Source organism: Pseudomonas sp. PAMC25584 (assembly GCF_058135675.1).
Genome location: NZ_CM176870.1, coordinates 2,734,645 through 2,750,294 on the forward strand (window position 1 = coordinate 2,734,645; position 15,650 = coordinate 2,750,294).

Genomic DNA, 15,650 nt, shown 5'->3' on the forward strand with positions numbered 1-15,650 from the left:
CATGTTTGACCGTGCTGTGTCAGATATGTTTGCCCGGCATGTCGATGCCCAACTGGTTGACCCGGCGATACAAGGTCGCCCGCGAAATCCCCAGCGCCTGGGCCGTCGGCAACGGCTTCCAGCGATGCCGGATCAGCGCATCCAGCACCACCTGGCGTTCCGGGCTGACACGCTCTTGCACGTCGGCCTCGATCTGCTCGCCGCGCACCTCCACGGGCAAGTCCGCCAACTGGATGATGCCGCCGTCGCACACCGCACAGGCATACGCCAGCACATGGCGCAGTTGGCGCACGTTGCCCGGCCAGGCATACCCCAGCAGTAGCTCCAGCGCGGCAGGCCCGATACCCACGGCAATCCCGCTGTGGAGCGCCTCCTGTTCCACCAGCCGATTGATCAATGCCAGCTTGTCGCTGCGCTCGCGCAAGGGCGGCAGGCAGAACCGCGCGCAGCCCAGGCGAAAGTACAGGTCCTCGCGAAAGCGTCCCTCGCTGACCAGCGCCGCCAGGTCGCGGTGGCTGGCGCAGATCACCTGGATATCCACCGCACGGGTTTTCGCCGCGCCCAGCGGGGCCACTTCACCTTCGGCCAAGACCCGCAGCAAACGCGTCTGCAGGGCCAGCGGCATATCGCCGATTTCATCGAGAAATAGCGTGCCGCCATCGGCCTGCGACAACAGCCCGGTCATGCCCTTGCTCGACGCGCCGGTAAAGGCTCCGGCGACATAGCCGAACAGCTCGCTTTCGATCAGGTTTTCCGGGATCGCCGCACAGTTCACCGCCACGAACGGCCCACCGCGACGGGCGCTGCGTTCATGCAGTTGGCGCGCAAACACTTCCTTGCCGGCACCGGTTTCACCCTGCACCAGCACTGGCAGGTTGCGGTCCTTGACCCGCACGGCCAGGCGCAGGTGTTCTTCCACCCGTGGGTCGACCTGGTTGTTTGCCGTCTTAGCGGGACGCGCCGGTTTGCGGTGCGGCGCGCTGACCCGCACATGCAACGCGCCGGGTTCGCCGAGCCAGTGCAGTTGTTGCGCCGATTGATCGCTCACCGCACGCAACGCATCCAGGTCGAACACCTCGCTGATATGTACCGGCACCTGGCCAAAGCGCCGGCGCAGGGCCTGGCGCGCCTTGCTGTTCAAGGCATGCAGGCGACCGTCCTGGTCCCAGGCCAGCAACAGGTCGGGCTGGCTGTCGACATAGCCGGGTGTGCTGTGCGCCTGGAGCACCCAGTGCTGACGGGCGCTGTGCATGAAGAAGGCATTTTCGATGGCTTGTGCGCTCTGCGCCACCATCTGTCGCACCAGGTGCTGGCTGCGTCGGTCATCCGGGGATTTGAGCGCCGAGGCGTCCATCACCCCCAGCAGGTTGCCCTGAGGGTCGAAGATGGGGGCGGCGGAGCAGGTCAGCCCGATAAACGCCGCGCGAAAGTGATCGCGCTTATGCACCGTCACCGCAGCCTTGCTGGTGAGTACCGTGGCCACGCCGCAGGTGCCTTCTTCGGCTTCCGACCAGCAGGTGCCCAAGTACAGGCCGGCCTTGCGGCAATCGTTACGAATCGCGGTGTCCACGCGGTGGTCGATGGTCTGGCCCTGCGCGTCGGTGAGCATTACGCAGTAGTCGGCGTGGCGCACGCGGTGGTGCAGTTGACCGACTTCTTCGCTGGCGATGCGCATGAACAGCTCGGCGCGTTCACGGCATTCCTTGAGCAGTGGCTCACTGAGAATGCGTGGCCCTTGCAGCGAGCCAGGGTCGAGGTGGTGTTGCTCCATGGAGCGTCGCCACGAATCGAAAATCAGCGACGGCACCGGCGCCTGAGGCAGGCGATCGGCATTGCGTACCACACGACTGACGCAGTCGACATGGTCCTTGGAGTTCGCGGCGAGCATAAGGCCTCCGGTTCTCGATCTTTGTTGTTATGCCCGCCATTAAGCGCGCATGCGCGCACAGGGACAAGGGCGGCCTGACCAACTGCCCCGCGTGAGACGCAGCGTCTCATTCGGCCGCAGACGCCGCGGGCAGGTTGCAATGGCGCGTCTCATTCTGCGGTTGGCGGTTGCCGCTGCACAACCGCACGGCACTGCTCTGGATCAAGCCTTTGCCAGGTTTATCGAGGTGTTGGCACAGGCTGTGCTGATGGCTTTGTAACTGGCCGCAGCCAGTCTTTTGTGTGTCGAGACAACCTGGAGAACAACAAGATGTCCACTCACCTGTCCACTGATCAATTGCTTCATGCCTACACCGTGATGCGCACTATTCGCGATTTCGAAGAGCGCCTGCACGTGGAATTCGCCACCGGCGAGATCCCAGGTTTCGTCCACCTGTATGCCGGCCAGGAAGCCAGCGCCGCCGGGGTCATGGCCCACCTCAACGATGAAGACTGCATCGCCTCCAACCACCGTGGCCACGGCCATTGCATCGCCAAGGGCGTGGACGTGTTCGGCATGATGGCCGAGATCTACGGCAAGAAAACCGGGGTGTGCGGCGGTAAGGGCGGCTCCATGCACATTGCCGACCAGGAGAAAGGCATGCTCGGCGCCAACGGTATCGTCGGTGCCGGTGCGCCCTTGGCGGCCGGGGCGGCGCTGGCGTCCAAGCTCAAGGGCAGCCAGGGCGTGGCCGTGGCGTTTTTCGGCGACGGCGGCTCCAACGAGGGCGCGGTGTTCGAGGCAATGAACCTGGCCGCGATCATGAAACTGCCGTGTTTGTTCGTCGCGGAAAACAACGGCTACGCCGAAGCCACCGGCTCGGGCTGGTCGGTCGCGTGCAAGGACATCGCCGAGCGCGCCGTGGGTTTTGGCATGCCGGGGGTGATCGTCGATGGCAATGACTTCTTCGCCGTACACGCGGCCCTTGGGGTGGCCGTGGAACGTGCGCGCAGCGGCCAGGGGCCGACGCTGGTGGAGGTCAAGCTGAGCCGCTTCTACGGCCACTTCGAGGGCGATGCGCAAACCTATCGCGGCCCCGATGAAGTGAAAAACCTGCGCGAATCCCACGATTGCCTGGTGCTGTTTCGCCAACGCTGCAACGCCGAAGGCTGGCTCGATGCCGCGCAGTTCGAGCGCGTCGACGCGGAGGTCGCGCAACTGATCGAAGACGCCGTGCGCCTGGCCAAGTCCGACCCCAAGCCCCAGGCCTCCGATCTGCTCAGCGATGTCTATGTTGCTTACCGCTAATCGCCACCCACTACAAAAACAATCCGTGGAGAATTGATCATGGCTCGAAAAATCAGTTATCAGCAGGCAATCAACGAAGCCCTGGCCCAGGAAATGCGCCGGGACCAGAGTGTATTCATCATCGGCCAGGACGTGTCCGGCGGCACCGGCTCCCCGGGTGAACAGGACGCCTGGGGCGGTGTACTTGGGGTGACCAAGGGCCTGTATCCGGAGTTTCCCGACCGCGTCTTGGATGCGCCGTTGTCCGAAGTCGGTTACGTCGGCATGGCGGTCGGCGCGGCCACCCGGGGCATGCGCCCGGTGTGCGAGTTGATGTTCGTCGATTTTATCGGCTGCTGCCTCGACCAGTTGCTCAACCAGGCCGCCAAGTTCCGCTACATGTTCGGCGGCAAGACCACCACGCCGCTGGTGGTGCGCGCCATGTACGGCGCCGGCTTACGCGCTGCCGCCCAGCATTCGCAGATGCTCACCTCGATGTGGACGCACATCCCCGGCCTCAAGGTGGTGTGCCCGGCCACGCCCTATGACGCCAAGGGCATGCTGATCCAGGCGATTCGCGACAACGACCCGGTGATCTTCCTCGAGCACAAAATGCTCTACAGCTTGCAGGGCGAAGTGCCGGAGGAGATGTACACCGTGCCCTTCGGCGAAGCCAACTATGTGCGCGAAGGCAATGACGTGACCCTGGTCACCTACGGGCGCATGGTGCATATCGCCCTGGAAGCCGCCGCCAACCTGGCGCGCCAGGGCATCGACTGCGAAGTGCTGGACCTGCGCACCACCAGCCCCCTGGACGAAGACAGCATCCTCGAAAGCGTGGAGAAAACCGGGCGCCTGGTGGTGATCGACGAGTCCAACCCGCGTTGCTCCATCGCTACCGATATCAGCGCGCTGGTGGCGCAGCGTGGATTTTCGTTCTTGCGCGCGCCGATCGAAATGGTCACCGCGCCGCACACGCCGGTGCCGTTCTCCGATGCGCTGGAAGACCTGTACATCCCCAACGCCGCGAAGATCGAAGCCGCAGTGCTGAAGATCGCCGACAAGAGGACTGCCGCATGATCCATACCTTGACCATGCCCAAGTGGGGCCTGTCGATGACCGAAGGCCGGGTGGATGTCTGGCTCAAGCAGCCGGGCGACCGGGTGGAGAAGGGCGAAGAAGTGCTCGACGTGGAGACCGACAAGATCTCCAGCAGCGTCGAGGCGCCGTTCAGTGGCGTGCTGCGCCGCGTGCTGGCGCTGAGCGACGAGACCTTGCCGGTGGGCGCGCTGCTCGGAATTGTGGTGGAGGGCGAGGCCACGGAAGCCGAGATTGATGCGGTGATCGAAAGTTTCCAGGCCGGCTTCGTGTCGAGTGCGGCCGAGGCGCAAGCGTCCGGGCCCAGCGCGCAGAAAGTCGAGGTGGGCGGGCGGCTGTTGCGCTATCTCGACCTCGGTGAGGGCGGCACGCCGCTGGTGCTGGTCCACGGGTTTGGTGGCGACTTGAATAACTGGTTGTTCAACCATCCGGGGCTGGCGGTGCAGCGCCGGGTGATCGCCCTGGACCTGCCGGGTCATGGCGAGTCGGGCAAGCAGTTGCACCGCGGCGATGCCGAGGAACTGAGCCAGGCGGTGTTGGCGTTGCTCGATCATCTCACGCTCGACCGCGTCCACCTGGCCGGGCATTCCATGGGCGGGCTGGTGGCGCTGACGGCCGCGCGCGGGGCGCCCGAGCGCGTTGCCTCACTGACCCTGATCGCCAGCGCCGGCCTGGGGCCTGATATCAATGGCGATTACCTCCAAGGCTTCACCGAGGCCAACAACCGCAACGCGCTCAAGCCGCAACTGGTGCAACTGTTCAGCGACCCGGCGCTGGTCACCCGGCAGATGCTTGAAGACATGCTCAAGTTCAAGCGCCTGGAAGGGGTGGATCAGGCGTTGCGCCAACTCAATGCCCAACTCTTCGATGGCGGGCGGCAGCAGCTGGATTTGCGCAACGTCGTGGGGCACCAGCCAAGCCTGGTGATCTGGGGCAGCGACGATGCAATCATCCCGGTCAGGCATGCCGAGGGGCTCGAGGCCCAGGTGGAAATCCTGCCGGGGCAGGGGCATATGGTGCAGTTGGAGGCGGCGGAGCGGGTCAACCAGTTGATGGCAACCTTCCTCAACGCCCAGCCTTGATGCAATCCAATGTGGGAGGGGGCTTGCTCCCGATAGCGGTGGCTCAGCCAATATTCCTGGTGACTGACCCACTGCAATCGGGGGCAAGCCCCCTCCCACAATTTAAATTGCATTTCAAAAGTTGGAGGCGGCGGAGCGGGTCAACCAGTTAATGGCAACCTTCCTCAACGCCCAGCCTTGATGCCATCCAATGTGGGAGGGGCGGTGCGACGATTCGACTTGCCCCCGATAGCGGTGTGTCAGTCAATATCTCTGGTGACTGACCCACTGCAATCGGGGGCAAGCCCCCCTCACCATTTAGAGTGCATTTCAAAGGGAGCGCTTGAGGGTTGCGCTCGGCAGCTCTTTGAACAGTGCCCGGTAGCTATTGGAAAATCGCCCTAAATGCCAGAACGACCAGTTCATCGCCACTTCCGCCACCGTGGCCCCGGCTGAACTCAACAACTCCCGCCGCGCGCCGTTCAAGCGGCGCAAGCGCAACCACTGCGCCGGGCTCATCCCGGTGTAGGTCTTGAAGCCCTGTTGCAACTGGCGCAACGGCACACCGGCGATCTGCGCCAGTTCCAGTAGGTTGACGGCGTCATCCGCTGCATCTACCGCCCATTCGCCAATGCGCGTCATCAGCCGGCGCTCTTCGCTGCGCCGCTGCAATGACTGGCGGTCCAGGCATACGCAGGCGTTGTCGAGAATGAACAGGCAGTCGTCGAGCAACTGTTGGGTGAGGGCATCGCGGCAGATCGGGTCGGTGGTGGCGGACAACCGGGTCAGGGTGCCACTGAGCCAACGGCTGAACAGCGCATTCTGCTGACCGGTCAGCGGCGCCATGAACAAGCCTTCGAGTTTCGCCACATCCAGCCCATGGCGCTGCACGAACTGCGGCCCGAACACCACCGCGACTTCGCGGTAGTTCTCGGGGGTGATCCAGGTGTTGCGGCTCTCGCCGTTGAGCATGTACAGCGCGTTGTCGCTGCCGTCGAAACAGAACGCCAGCGCCCCCGGTGGCGCGTTGAAATGCTGCTCCACCCGGGTGTTCATGCACTCTTCGTAGACCTCCACACCTTGCAGGTCGAGGTAGCGAATCTGCCCGGCGAAATGCCCGGGGGACATCTGCTGGTAGTGCTGCACCCAGCCGGGTGTCGCACGGCATTGAGCGGCCACATCACCGGTGGTGAAGGCCTGTACGCGCAAAGCAGTAGCCTGTGTCATGGGGAACCTGGTCGCACTCTATTGGTGCGTTGTGCTCGGTGCAAAGTGGATAGATGCCGTGGTGCGGCGCGCCCAAGATAGACCTCAATGCGCCGGGAGTACAAGCCGACGCAGTCTCTCTCCCCATGACGAGGTCCTTATGAACGCCCCCTTCGATCAGCTGTCCGCCTGGCTGAAAGAACACAAGATTACCGAAGTCGAATGCGTGATCAGTGATTTGACTGGCATCGCACGCGGCAAAATTGCACCCACCAACAAGTTCCTGCATGAGCGAGGCATGCGCCTGCCGGAAAGTGTGTTGCTGCAAACGGTAACCGGGGACTTTGTCGACGACGATGTCTACTACGACCTGCTCGATCCAGCCGACATCGACATGGTCTGCCGCCCGGCACCCAACGCTACGTATGTGGTGCCGTGGGCCATTGAACCCACCGCCATCGTGATCCACGACACCTTCGACAAACAGGGCAACCCCATCGAACTGTCGCCGCGCAACGTGCTGAAAAAGGTGCTGCAGCTCTACACCGAGCAGGGCTGGCAGCCGATTGTCGCGCCGGAAATGGAGTTCTACCTGACTCAGCGCTGCGAAGACCCCGACCTGCCGCTGAAAACCCCGGTGGGCCGCTCCGGCCGCGCCGAGACCGGTCGCCAGTCGTTTTCCATCGACGCCGCCAACGAGTTCGACCCGCTGTTCGAAGACGTCTACGACTGGTGCGAACTTCAGGGCCTGGACCTCGATACGCTGATCCACGAAGACGGCCCGGCGCAGATGGAAATCAACTTCCGCCATGGCGACGCCCTCGACCTCGCCGACCAGATCACCGTGTTCAAACGCACCCTGCGCGAGGCCGCGCTCAAGCACAACGTGGCCGCGACCTTCATGGCCAAGCCGGTGGCCGACGAGCCGGGCAGCGCCATGCATTTGCATCAGAGCGTGGTCGACATCGCTACCGGCAAGCCGGTATTCGTCGATGCCGACGGCAAGATGAGCCAACTGTTCCTGCATCACATCGGCGGCCTGCAGAAGTACATCCCCAAGCTGCTGCCGATGTTCGCGCCGAACGTGAACTCGTTCCGCCGTTTCCTGCCGGACACCTCGGCACCCGTCAACGTCGAGTGGGGCGAAGAAAACCGTACCGTCGGCCTGCGCGTGCCGACCTCCAGCCCCGACGCCATGCGCGTGGAAAACCGCCTGCCCGGCGCCGATGCCAATCCGTACCTGGCCATTGCCGCCAGCCTGTTGTGTGGCTACCTGGGGATGATCGAAAAGATCGAGCCGAGCGCTCCGGTGGAAGGTCGCGCCTACGAGCGCCGCAACCTGCGCCTGCCGTTCACCCTCGAAGATGCGCTGGCGCGCATGGAGGATTGCGACACAGTCAAGCAGTACCTGGGCGACAAGTTCGTGCGCGGCTACGTCGCGGTCAAACGCGCCGAGCATGAAAATTTCAAGCGGGTGATCAGTTCCTGGGAGCGTGAGTTCCTGCTGTTGAGCGTCTAAACAATCATAAAGGGGTGTCGATATGCGTCTGACGAAAAAACTTCTCCCGCTGGCCCTGGTGGCGGCATTCAGCAGCGCCGCGCAGGCGGAGCCAACGGTCAGTGTCTACAACTGGACCGACTACATCGGCGAAACCACGTTGGCCGACTTCCAGGCCAAGACCGGGATCAAGGTGGTCTACGACGTGTTCGACTCCAACGAAACCCTGGAGGGCAAGCTGCTGGCGGGGCGCACCGGGTATGACGTGGTGGTGCCGTCCAACCACTTCCTGGCGCGCCAGGTCAAGGCTGGTGCGTTCCTCAAGCTGGACCGTTCGCAACTGCCCAACTTCAAGAACCTCGACCCCAAGTTGCTCGCGCTGCTGGAGAAAAACGACCCGGGTAATGCGCACTCGGTGCCGTACCTGTGGGGCACCAACGGCATCGGCTACAACGTCGACAAGGTCAAGCAGGTGCTCGGCATCGACCATATCGATTCGTGGGCGGTGCTGTTCGAACCGGAGAACCTCAAGAAGCTCAACCAGTGCGGCGTGGCCTTCCTCGACTCGGCGGATGAGCTGTTCCCGGCGATCCTCAACTACATGGGCAAAGACCCGCGCAGCGAGAACCCCGAGGACTACAAACAGGCGCAGGCCAAGCTGTTGAAATTGCGGCCGTACATCACGTACTTCCATTCCTCCAAGTACATCTCGGACTTGGCCAACGGCGACATCTGCGTGGCCTTCGGTTATTCCGGCGACGTGTTCCAGGCCGCCAACCGCGCCAAGGAAGCCAAGAATGGGGTGAACATTGCGTATTCGATTCCCAAGGAAGGCTCCAACCTGTGGTTTGACCTGCTGGCGATCCCCGCCGATGCGAGCAACCCGAAAGAAGCCCACGCCTTTATCAACTACCTGCTCGACCCTGAAGTCATCGCCAAAGTCAGCGCCTCGGTCGGCTATGCCAACGCCAACCCCGCAGCCAAGGCCTTCATGGACCCGGAGCTGGTGAACAACCCTGAGGTGTATCCTTCCCAGGCCGTGCTCGACAAACTCTATATCTCCACCACGCCGACCCCGGCGACCATGCGCCTGATGACCCGCGCCTGGAGCAAAGTGAAGACCAATAAATGATTCAATCCAGTGACCACGCCCAGTCCTATTACCGAGCTTCGGCCAATGCCATGCCCGAGCGTCCGTCGCTGGGCGCCGACCTGACGGCCGATGTGTGTGTGGTCGGCGGTGGGTTCACCGGGGTCAATACCGCCATCGAGCTGGCCCAGCGCGGGTTGTCGGTGATCCTGCTGGAGGCCCGGCGCATCGGCTGGGGTGCCAGTGGGCGCAACGGTGGGCAGTTGATTCGTGGGATCGGCCACGATGTGTCGGGGTTTGCCAAGTACGTGGGCGAGGAGGGCGTGCGTTACCTGGAGCGCGCCGGTATCGATTCGGTGGCGCTGGTCGGTGAGCGTATTCGTGAGCACGCCATCGATTGCGACTTGCGCTGGGGGTTTGCCGAGCTGGCCAACACCCCGGCGCAGTTCGCCGCATTCAAGGGCGAGCAGGGCAGCCTGGCGCGCCTGGGGTATGCCCATGAGACCCGCCTGGTGGGCCCGCAGGATATCCGCGAAGTGGTGGATTCGACGCAGTATGCCGGCGCGTTGGTGGACATGGGCTCCGGGCATTTGCACCCGCTGAACCTGGTGCTCGGCGAGGCACAGGTGGCCGAGTCCCTTGGGGTGCGGATCTTTGAACACACCGAAGTGCTGGAGCTGGTTCACGGCGACACGGTGCAGGTGCGTTGCGCGGGTGGCACGGTACGCGCCGCCAATCTGGTACTGGCCTGCAATGCCCATCTGGAAGAATTGGAACCGCGCCTGAGCGGCAAGGTGCTCGCGGCGGGCAGTTACATCATCGCCACTGAACCGTTGCCGCAGGACGTCGCCCACCCACTGATCCCGCAAAACCTGGCCCTCTGTGACCAGAAAGTCGGGCTGGATTACTACCGGTTGTCCGCCGACCGCCGCCTGTTGTTCGGCGGCGCCTGCCATTACTCGGGGCGCGATCCTAAAGACATCGCTGCCTATATGCAGCCCAAGATGCTCAAGGTATTCCCGCAACTGGCCGACACCGCCATCGAGTTCCAGTGGGGCGGCAAGATCGGCATCACCGCCAATCGCTTCCCGCAGGTCGGGCGGCTGCAGCAGTACCCGAATGTGTTCTACGCCCAGGGCTATTCCGGGCATGGGCTTAACGTGACCCACTGGTGCGCGCGGCTGTTGGCCGAAGGCATACACGCGAGCCACAGCCAGGGCCTGGATATTTTCAGCCAGGTGCCGCACATGACCTTTCCCGGTGGCAAGGCGTTGCGCTCGCCGCTGCTGGCGTTGGGGATGGCGTGGTATCGGTTGCGGGAGTTGATGCATTGAAGCTCGTGGCGTGGCAGGCTGGACGACGTTTTCCCATGACTTCTGGAGAGTTACCGTGCCAACAGCATCTGCAGCAATTGAAATCCCGGTATCGGCCGATCAGGTCTGGAAATTGGTCGGTGGCTTCAACAGCCTGCCGGACTGGCTGCCGCTGATCGTCAAGAGCGAAGCCGGCGAAGGCGGGCGTGTGCGTCACCTGGAAACCGCCGACGGTGGTGTGGTGGTGGAGCGTTTGCAGACCTTCGATAACGTCGGGCGTACTTACAGCTACACCATTGAAGAATCGCCGTTTCCGGTGAGCGCCTACCTGGCAACGTTGCAGGTTGAGGCGCTGACGGAGTCGTCGGCGAAGGTGACGTGGTCCGGTGTGTTTACCCCGGCGGCGGGTACTACGGAGGGGGCGGTGGAAGAGCTGTTTTCCGGGGTTTACAAAGGCGGGGTTGAGGCGCTGCGCGCGAATTTCTGAGCAGATCTATCAGGCAATGCAGGGCTAATGTGGGAGGGGGCTTGCTCCCGATAGCGGAGTGTCAGTCACGTGATGAATGACTGAAACACTGCTATCGGGAGCAAGCTCCCTCCCACATTTGGCCTGTGCAGGTCTCAGGCTTCGGGCATGAGCTGCTGGCGACACTCCAGCACCAACCGCGCACCGCCGCGCAGGCTGGTGCCGACGTCCAGTTTGAAACCGTGCAAGTTGATGATCGCCGCCACAATCGACAAACCCAGGCCGAACCCGCCTTGCTGGTCGCTTTCGTCCAGACGATAAAAACGCTGGAACACCGCCTTGCGTTCCGCGGCGGGGATGCCGGGGCCGGAGTCGTGGACTTCGATACGCGTGCTACCCGCATCGTTGACCCCGCGCAAAATCACTTCGCCGCCCGGTGGGGTGAACTTGATCGAGTTGCTCAGCAGGTTGGCCAGGGCCTCGAACAGCAAGGCACGATCTCCGGTGATCCAAGGCAGGGATGGCGGGGTGTCGAGCACCAGTTGCAGTTCGCCTTCCTCGGCCAGGGGCAGGTAGAAGTCGTGCAGTTCGCGCAGCAGCGGTAGCGGGTCCAGCACCAGGAAACCCGAGCGGCGCTGGTGGTCTTCCAGTTCCGAGATCCGCAACAGCCCGCGAAAGCGCGCCATCAGGGTGTCGGTCTCGGCGATGGCGTCGTCCAGTTTTACCGCGTAGCCCGAGTCCTGCTCGGCCTCCTGTCGGATGCGGTAGAGCTGTGCGCGCAGGCGGGTGAGCGGGGTGCGCAGGTCGTGGGCGATGTTGTCGCACACGCCTTTGACCTCGTTCATCAGCTTCTCGATGCGGTCGAGCATGGCGTTGACGATGGCGGCGAGCATGTCCAGTTCGTCACGCCGGTTCGACAGCGGCAGGCGATGGGTGAGGTCGCCGGCGACGATGGCCTCGGCACTGGCCTGGATCCCGCGAATCCTTCGCAACGGGCGGCGGCGCAGTAAATGCCAGCCGGCGGCGCCGGGGATGATGGTCAGGGACACCGCCCACAGCAGCGCGTGCCAGATGATCCGAGTCACCCCGAACAGCGAACCGTTGGCGCGCACCAGCACCAGCCAGCGGCCGTCCGAGGTGTGGGTGGCGACGGCGTCGCAGCTGTCTTTGGGCAGTTTCGGGTCGTCGGAGTCGATGCAGTTGGCCAGGGCGTGGATTTTTCCGTCCAGGCGCAAGTCGGGCGGTATCGCATGGATTGGCCCGCTCAATGGGCGAAATTGCTCATCGAACAGGCCGTAGGCTTCTACACCCTTCATGTCGAAGGTCATGCTGGTGGTCAGCGCTTCCACCAGTTCGTCACCGTCGAACCGCTGGAACAGGTGCTGGCGCTGCATCAGCGAATGGCGCGACAGGTCGCTTAGATAATCTGACACCTCGTAATACAGCACCCCCATGAGGATGCAACTCCAGGCCACGAACAGCGAACTGTACAGCGCCAGCAAGCGGCTGCTGGAGGAGCGCCAGCCCTTAGAGGGGTTCAGCAATGACATAACCGGAACCTCGTACCGTGCGGATCAGCGGTGTGAGGCCCGGTGGATCGATCTTCTTGCGCAGGCGCCCGATGTGGACGTCGATCAGGTTGGTGCCGGGGTCGAAGTGATAACCCCAGACTTCCTCGAAGATCATCATCCGCGACAGGATCTGCCCGGTGTTGCGCATCAGGAATTCCAGCAGTTTGTATTCGGTGGGCAGCAGGCTCAGCGGTTGGTCGGCGCGGCTGGCTTCACGGCTGATCAGGTTCAGCTCAAGGTCGGCTACGCGCAGGGCGGTTTCGAATTCCTTGACCGTGCTTTTGCGCCGCAGCAGCACTTCGACGCGGGCGGCCATTTCATCGGAGGCGAACGGCTTGGTCAGGTAGTCATCCCCACCCGCGCGCAGGCCGCGTACCCGCTCGTCGACATCGGAGAGCGCGCTGATCATCAGGATCGGCGTCGACACGCCGATGGTGCGCAGGGTGGTGACGATGGCCAGGCCGTCGAGTTCCGGCAGCATACGGTCGAGGGTGATCAGATCGTAATCACCACTCACGGCGCGGACCAGGCCTTCGCGGCCGTTGTCCACCCAGTCTACATCCAGTCCATGGCTACTCAGCTCGGCGACGATCTCGCGGGCCGTTACGGCGTCATCCTCGATGGTCAAAATGCGGGTCATAGGATTACCTGGTGAGCGATTCACACTAGAAGTGCGGGCATTTTGCCAAGAAATGGCTGAACGCTTCCTAAATAAAACTTCATGTTGGCAAAACTGACACAAGTTTCACGGCAGGCACCGGCCAGTGTGGCAGGGGGCGTGCTCCTTCCCACAGGGGAATGCATTACGCCCGCCTGCAACAGCCATTTCTTGCAAGTTGCATGGTTCTGGCAAGTTCAATTTACTTAACCTTTTGAAATATAAAGACTTTAATTTTTTACGCGACTGGCATGCTGCCTGCACTGTCCCTTTTGAGAGTTGTAACACTATTTTTCCTGCCGGGAGCACAACAACAATGATCACATCCTCATCCACACTGCAAGAGTCGAGCACGCTCTCCGGGGTTTCCTGGGGGGCTATCTTTGCCGGGGCCGCTGCGGCGGCTGCGTTGTCGCTGATTCTGGTATTGCTGGGCTTCGGCCTGGGTTTTTCGGCGGTCTCGCCGTGGGCCGACAGCGGTATCAGCGCCAAGGGGCTTGGCATTTCCACCATTATCTGGCTGGCCTTTACCCAGATTGTCGCGTCTGGGCTGGGCGGTTATATCGCCGGCCGGTTGCGGGTTAAGTGGGCCAATATGCACGGCGATGAGGTGTACTTTCGCGACACCGCCCATGGTTTCCTGGCCTGGGCGGTCGCCACGCTGATCACCGCAGTGCTGGTGGTCGGTTCGGTCAGCAGTGTCGTGAGCGGTGGTGTGAAAGCCGGTACTAGCGTGGCAGCGGGCGCGGCCAGCGGTATCACTCAAGCCGCGGGCAGTGCAGCCAAAGGCCTTAACGGCGGCGACTTCGACTACTACGTCGACAGCCTGTTTCGTGATGATCGCCCGGTCGCGGTCAGTGATGACGCTGCCCATGGCGTGGTTGCACGCATCTTCACCCGCACCCTGAGTAATGACGGCCAACTCGCCGCTGAAGACCGTGCCTACCTGGCCCAGTTGATCAGCCAGCGCACCAACCTTAGCCAGGCCGATGCCGAAGCGCGTATCGACAAAGTCTACGGTGATGCGCGTAAAGCCGTCGAAGACGCCAAGCTCAAAGCCAAGCAAGCCGCTGATACGGCCGCCAAAGTCGCTGCCTATACCTCACTGTGGACCTTTGTCGCACTGTTGATCGGCGCCTTCTTTGCCAGCTTCGCTGCGACCTTTGGTGGCCGTCGCCGCGATGCCGTGGTGTACGTCGAAACCGAAACCTACGTTCGTTAATTCAAGGAGAACAACATGCGCTCATTACTTCTGTGGTTCCTCGGCGTGCCGATTCCGGTGATCATCCTGATCGCGATCTTCATGCACTGATCCCGGTGATTTGTGGGAGGGGGCTTGCCCCCGGTAGCGGAGTGTCAGTCGACAGCACTTTCGACTGTTCCAACGCCATCGGGGGCAAGCCCCTTCCCTCATTTGGCCTGCTGTGTCAGATAGTCAGTCGTCAAACCCGACCTGCTCATGAATCTCATCCACCTTCAATTCCAAGCGATACGCCACCGCAATGAACAACGCCTGGCACAGGCACAACGTGGCGCTCAGGGAGCGGAAGGCAAACGATGAGCCTTCATTCACCAGCAACACTGCGTTCGCCCGTTTGGCCAGGGGCGACAGGTTGCTGTCGGTAATGATCAGGGTCTTGGCCTGGTGGTGCTGGGCGATACGCAGGCAGTGCTGGGTCTCTTTGCCGTAGGGCGTGAAGCTGATGGCGATCACCAGGTCATTGGCGCGCACGCTGCGCATCTGCTCGCGGTAGCTGCCGCCCAGGCCTGAGATCAGGTGGATGCGCTTGTTGGTGTGCTGCAGGTTGTAGACCAGGTAGTCGGCCACCGCAAACGAACGGCGCACGCCGACCACGTAGATGTTGTCGGCGTTGACCACCAGGTCCACGGCTTTTTCGAACGCCGTGTCATCCAGTTCCAGGCCCAGGCGCTCAATGCCCGAGAGGGTGGCGTTGACGCACTCGCGCGCCAGGTCGCCGCCGCTGGCCTTCTGCGACTTGTTGGCGATCATGCTGCGGATGCGCTGCTGATAGTTCTGCACGGGCGTGGTCTTGTGCGTGTACGCCTCGCGAAACAGCGCCTGCATCTCACTGAACCCGCTGAACCCGAAACGCTGGGAAAACCGCACGATGGCCGACGGATGCACTTCGCATTCGCGGGCGATGTCGCTGATGCGGTCGACCATGATCCGGTCGCTCTGCTGGCTCATGTAGCTGGCGATGCGTTTGAGCTGGCGTGGCAGGCTTTCGTATTCGTCGGTGATCAGCTGCAGCAGGCGTTCGGCATTGATCGCAGGGCTGGCGAGAGTGTCTTGGGAAGCGGTCTCGGGCGTGGCCGGCTGATCGGTGCGGGACATAAGCAATCCTTCTGGCGGGTTCATCTGGTGCGCTGATGGTGGGCGCAAGTCTACAGGGTAGGCGCAAAAAAATACCCCGGCATGCGGCCGCGAGTGGCCTGCTGAATCGATGCAGTGTCGCGGGTGTGCCTCTATGCTGAAGTATTGGAATAAAAATTCCACTTAAAATAATTATGGAA

Annotated in this window: 13 protein-coding genes; 8 read left to right on the forward strand and 5 right to left on the reverse strand. The window is 62.4% G+C overall.

Features of this window, described 5'->3' with window-relative positions:
* Positions 1-19 precede the first annotated feature (19 nt).
* Entirely contained in the window at positions 20-1,888 is a 1,869-nt protein-coding gene (locus ACS5Q8_RS12600; protein ID WP_276197769.1) for a sigma-54-dependent Fis family transcriptional regulator, read from the reverse strand.
* Positions 1,889-2,197: 309 nt separating this feature from the next.
* Here ACS5Q8_RS12600 and ACS5Q8_RS12605 point away from each other — a divergent pair, with 309 nt between their 5' ends.
* Genes ACS5Q8_RS12605 through ACS5Q8_RS12615 form a run of 3 tightly spaced genes read left to right on the forward strand, consistent with a single transcriptional unit; the run spans position 2,198 to position 5,334 of the window.
* The gene (locus ACS5Q8_RS12605; RefSeq protein WP_321847497.1) at positions 2,198-3,175 is read left to right on the forward strand and encodes a thiamine pyrophosphate-dependent dehydrogenase E1 component subunit alpha; all 978 of its coding nucleotides are present in this window, start codon (positions 2,198-2,200) and stop codon (positions 3,173-3,175) included.
* A 39-nt stretch (positions 3,176-3,214) separates the two neighbouring features.
* The gene (locus tag ACS5Q8_RS12610; protein WP_276197771.1) at positions 3,215-4,234 is read left to right on the forward strand and encodes an alpha-ketoacid dehydrogenase subunit beta; all 1,020 of its coding nucleotides are present in this window, start codon (positions 3,215-3,217) and stop codon (positions 4,232-4,234) included.
* Positions 4,231-5,334, forward strand: a complete 1,104-nt coding sequence (locus ACS5Q8_RS12615; protein WP_465160266.1) for an acetoin dehydrogenase dihydrolipoyllysine-residue acetyltransferase subunit — start codon at positions 4,231-4,233, stop codon at positions 5,332-5,334. The genes ACS5Q8_RS12610 and ACS5Q8_RS12615 overlap by 4 nt, the downstream gene beginning before the upstream one ends.
* Positions 5,335-5,643: 309 nt before the next feature.
* Here ACS5Q8_RS12615 and ACS5Q8_RS12620 read toward each other — a convergent pair whose 3' ends face one another.
* Complete coding sequence (locus ACS5Q8_RS12620; RefSeq protein WP_276197773.1) at positions 5,644-6,540, reverse strand: helix-turn-helix domain-containing protein; 897 nt, start codon at positions 6,538-6,540, stop codon at positions 5,644-5,646.
* A 139-nt stretch (positions 6,541-6,679) separates the two neighbouring features.
* Between ACS5Q8_RS12620 and ACS5Q8_RS12625 the strand changes: the two genes are divergently transcribed.
* Genes ACS5Q8_RS12625 through ACS5Q8_RS12640 form a run of 4 tightly spaced genes read left to right on the forward strand, consistent with a single transcriptional unit; the run spans position 6,680 to position 10,907 of the window.
* Positions 6,680-8,038 carry a glutamine synthetase family protein gene (locus tag ACS5Q8_RS12625; RefSeq protein ID WP_247405172.1) on the forward strand — a complete coding sequence of 453 codons (1,359 nt, stop codon included), beginning with the start codon at positions 6,680-6,682 and terminating at the stop codon, positions 8,036-8,038.
* A gap of 22 nt (positions 8,039-8,060) precedes the next feature.
* Complete coding sequence (locus ACS5Q8_RS12630) at positions 8,061-9,149, forward strand: polyamine ABC transporter substrate-binding protein (RefSeq protein WP_276197775.1); 1,089 nt, start codon at positions 8,061-8,063, stop codon at positions 9,147-9,149.
* Positions 9,146-10,441, forward strand: coding sequence for an NAD(P)/FAD-dependent oxidoreductase (locus tag ACS5Q8_RS12635; protein ID WP_465160267.1), 1,296 nt, complete (start codon positions 9,146-9,148; stop codon positions 10,439-10,441). The genes ACS5Q8_RS12630 and ACS5Q8_RS12635 overlap by 4 nt, the downstream gene beginning before the upstream one ends.
* Before the next feature lie 55 nt (positions 10,442-10,496).
* Positions 10,497-10,907, forward strand: a complete 411-nt coding sequence (locus ACS5Q8_RS12640) for an SRPBCC family protein (RefSeq protein ID WP_426102008.1) — start codon at positions 10,497-10,499, stop codon at positions 10,905-10,907.
* Positions 10,908-11,041: 134 nt separating this feature from the next.
* Here ACS5Q8_RS12640 and ACS5Q8_RS12645 read toward each other — a convergent pair whose 3' ends face one another.
* Positions 11,042-12,436 carry a sensor histidine kinase gene (locus ACS5Q8_RS12645; protein ID WP_443695986.1) on the reverse strand — a complete coding sequence of 465 codons (1,395 nt, stop codon included), beginning with the start codon at positions 12,434-12,436 and terminating at the stop codon, positions 11,042-11,044.
* Entirely contained in the window at positions 12,414-13,097 is a 684-nt protein-coding gene (locus ACS5Q8_RS12650) for a response regulator transcription factor (protein WP_010564812.1), read from the reverse strand. Before ACS5Q8_RS12650 ends, ACS5Q8_RS12645 begins: the two co-directional genes overlap by 23 nt.
* A gap of 334 nt (positions 13,098-13,431) precedes the next feature.
* Between ACS5Q8_RS12650 and ACS5Q8_RS12655 the strand changes: the two genes are divergently transcribed.
* Positions 13,432-14,337, forward strand: a complete 906-nt coding sequence (locus tag ACS5Q8_RS12655; RefSeq protein WP_276197780.1) for a hypothetical protein — start codon at positions 13,432-13,434, stop codon at positions 14,335-14,337.
* Positions 14,338-14,550: 213 nt separating this feature from the next.
* Here the strand turns inward: ACS5Q8_RS12655 and ACS5Q8_RS12660 are convergent, their stop codons facing one another.
* Positions 14,551-15,471, reverse strand: coding sequence for a MurR/RpiR family transcriptional regulator (locus ACS5Q8_RS12660; protein WP_247406183.1), 921 nt, complete (start codon positions 15,469-15,471; stop codon positions 14,551-14,553).
* Positions 15,472-15,650 lie beyond the last annotated feature (179 nt).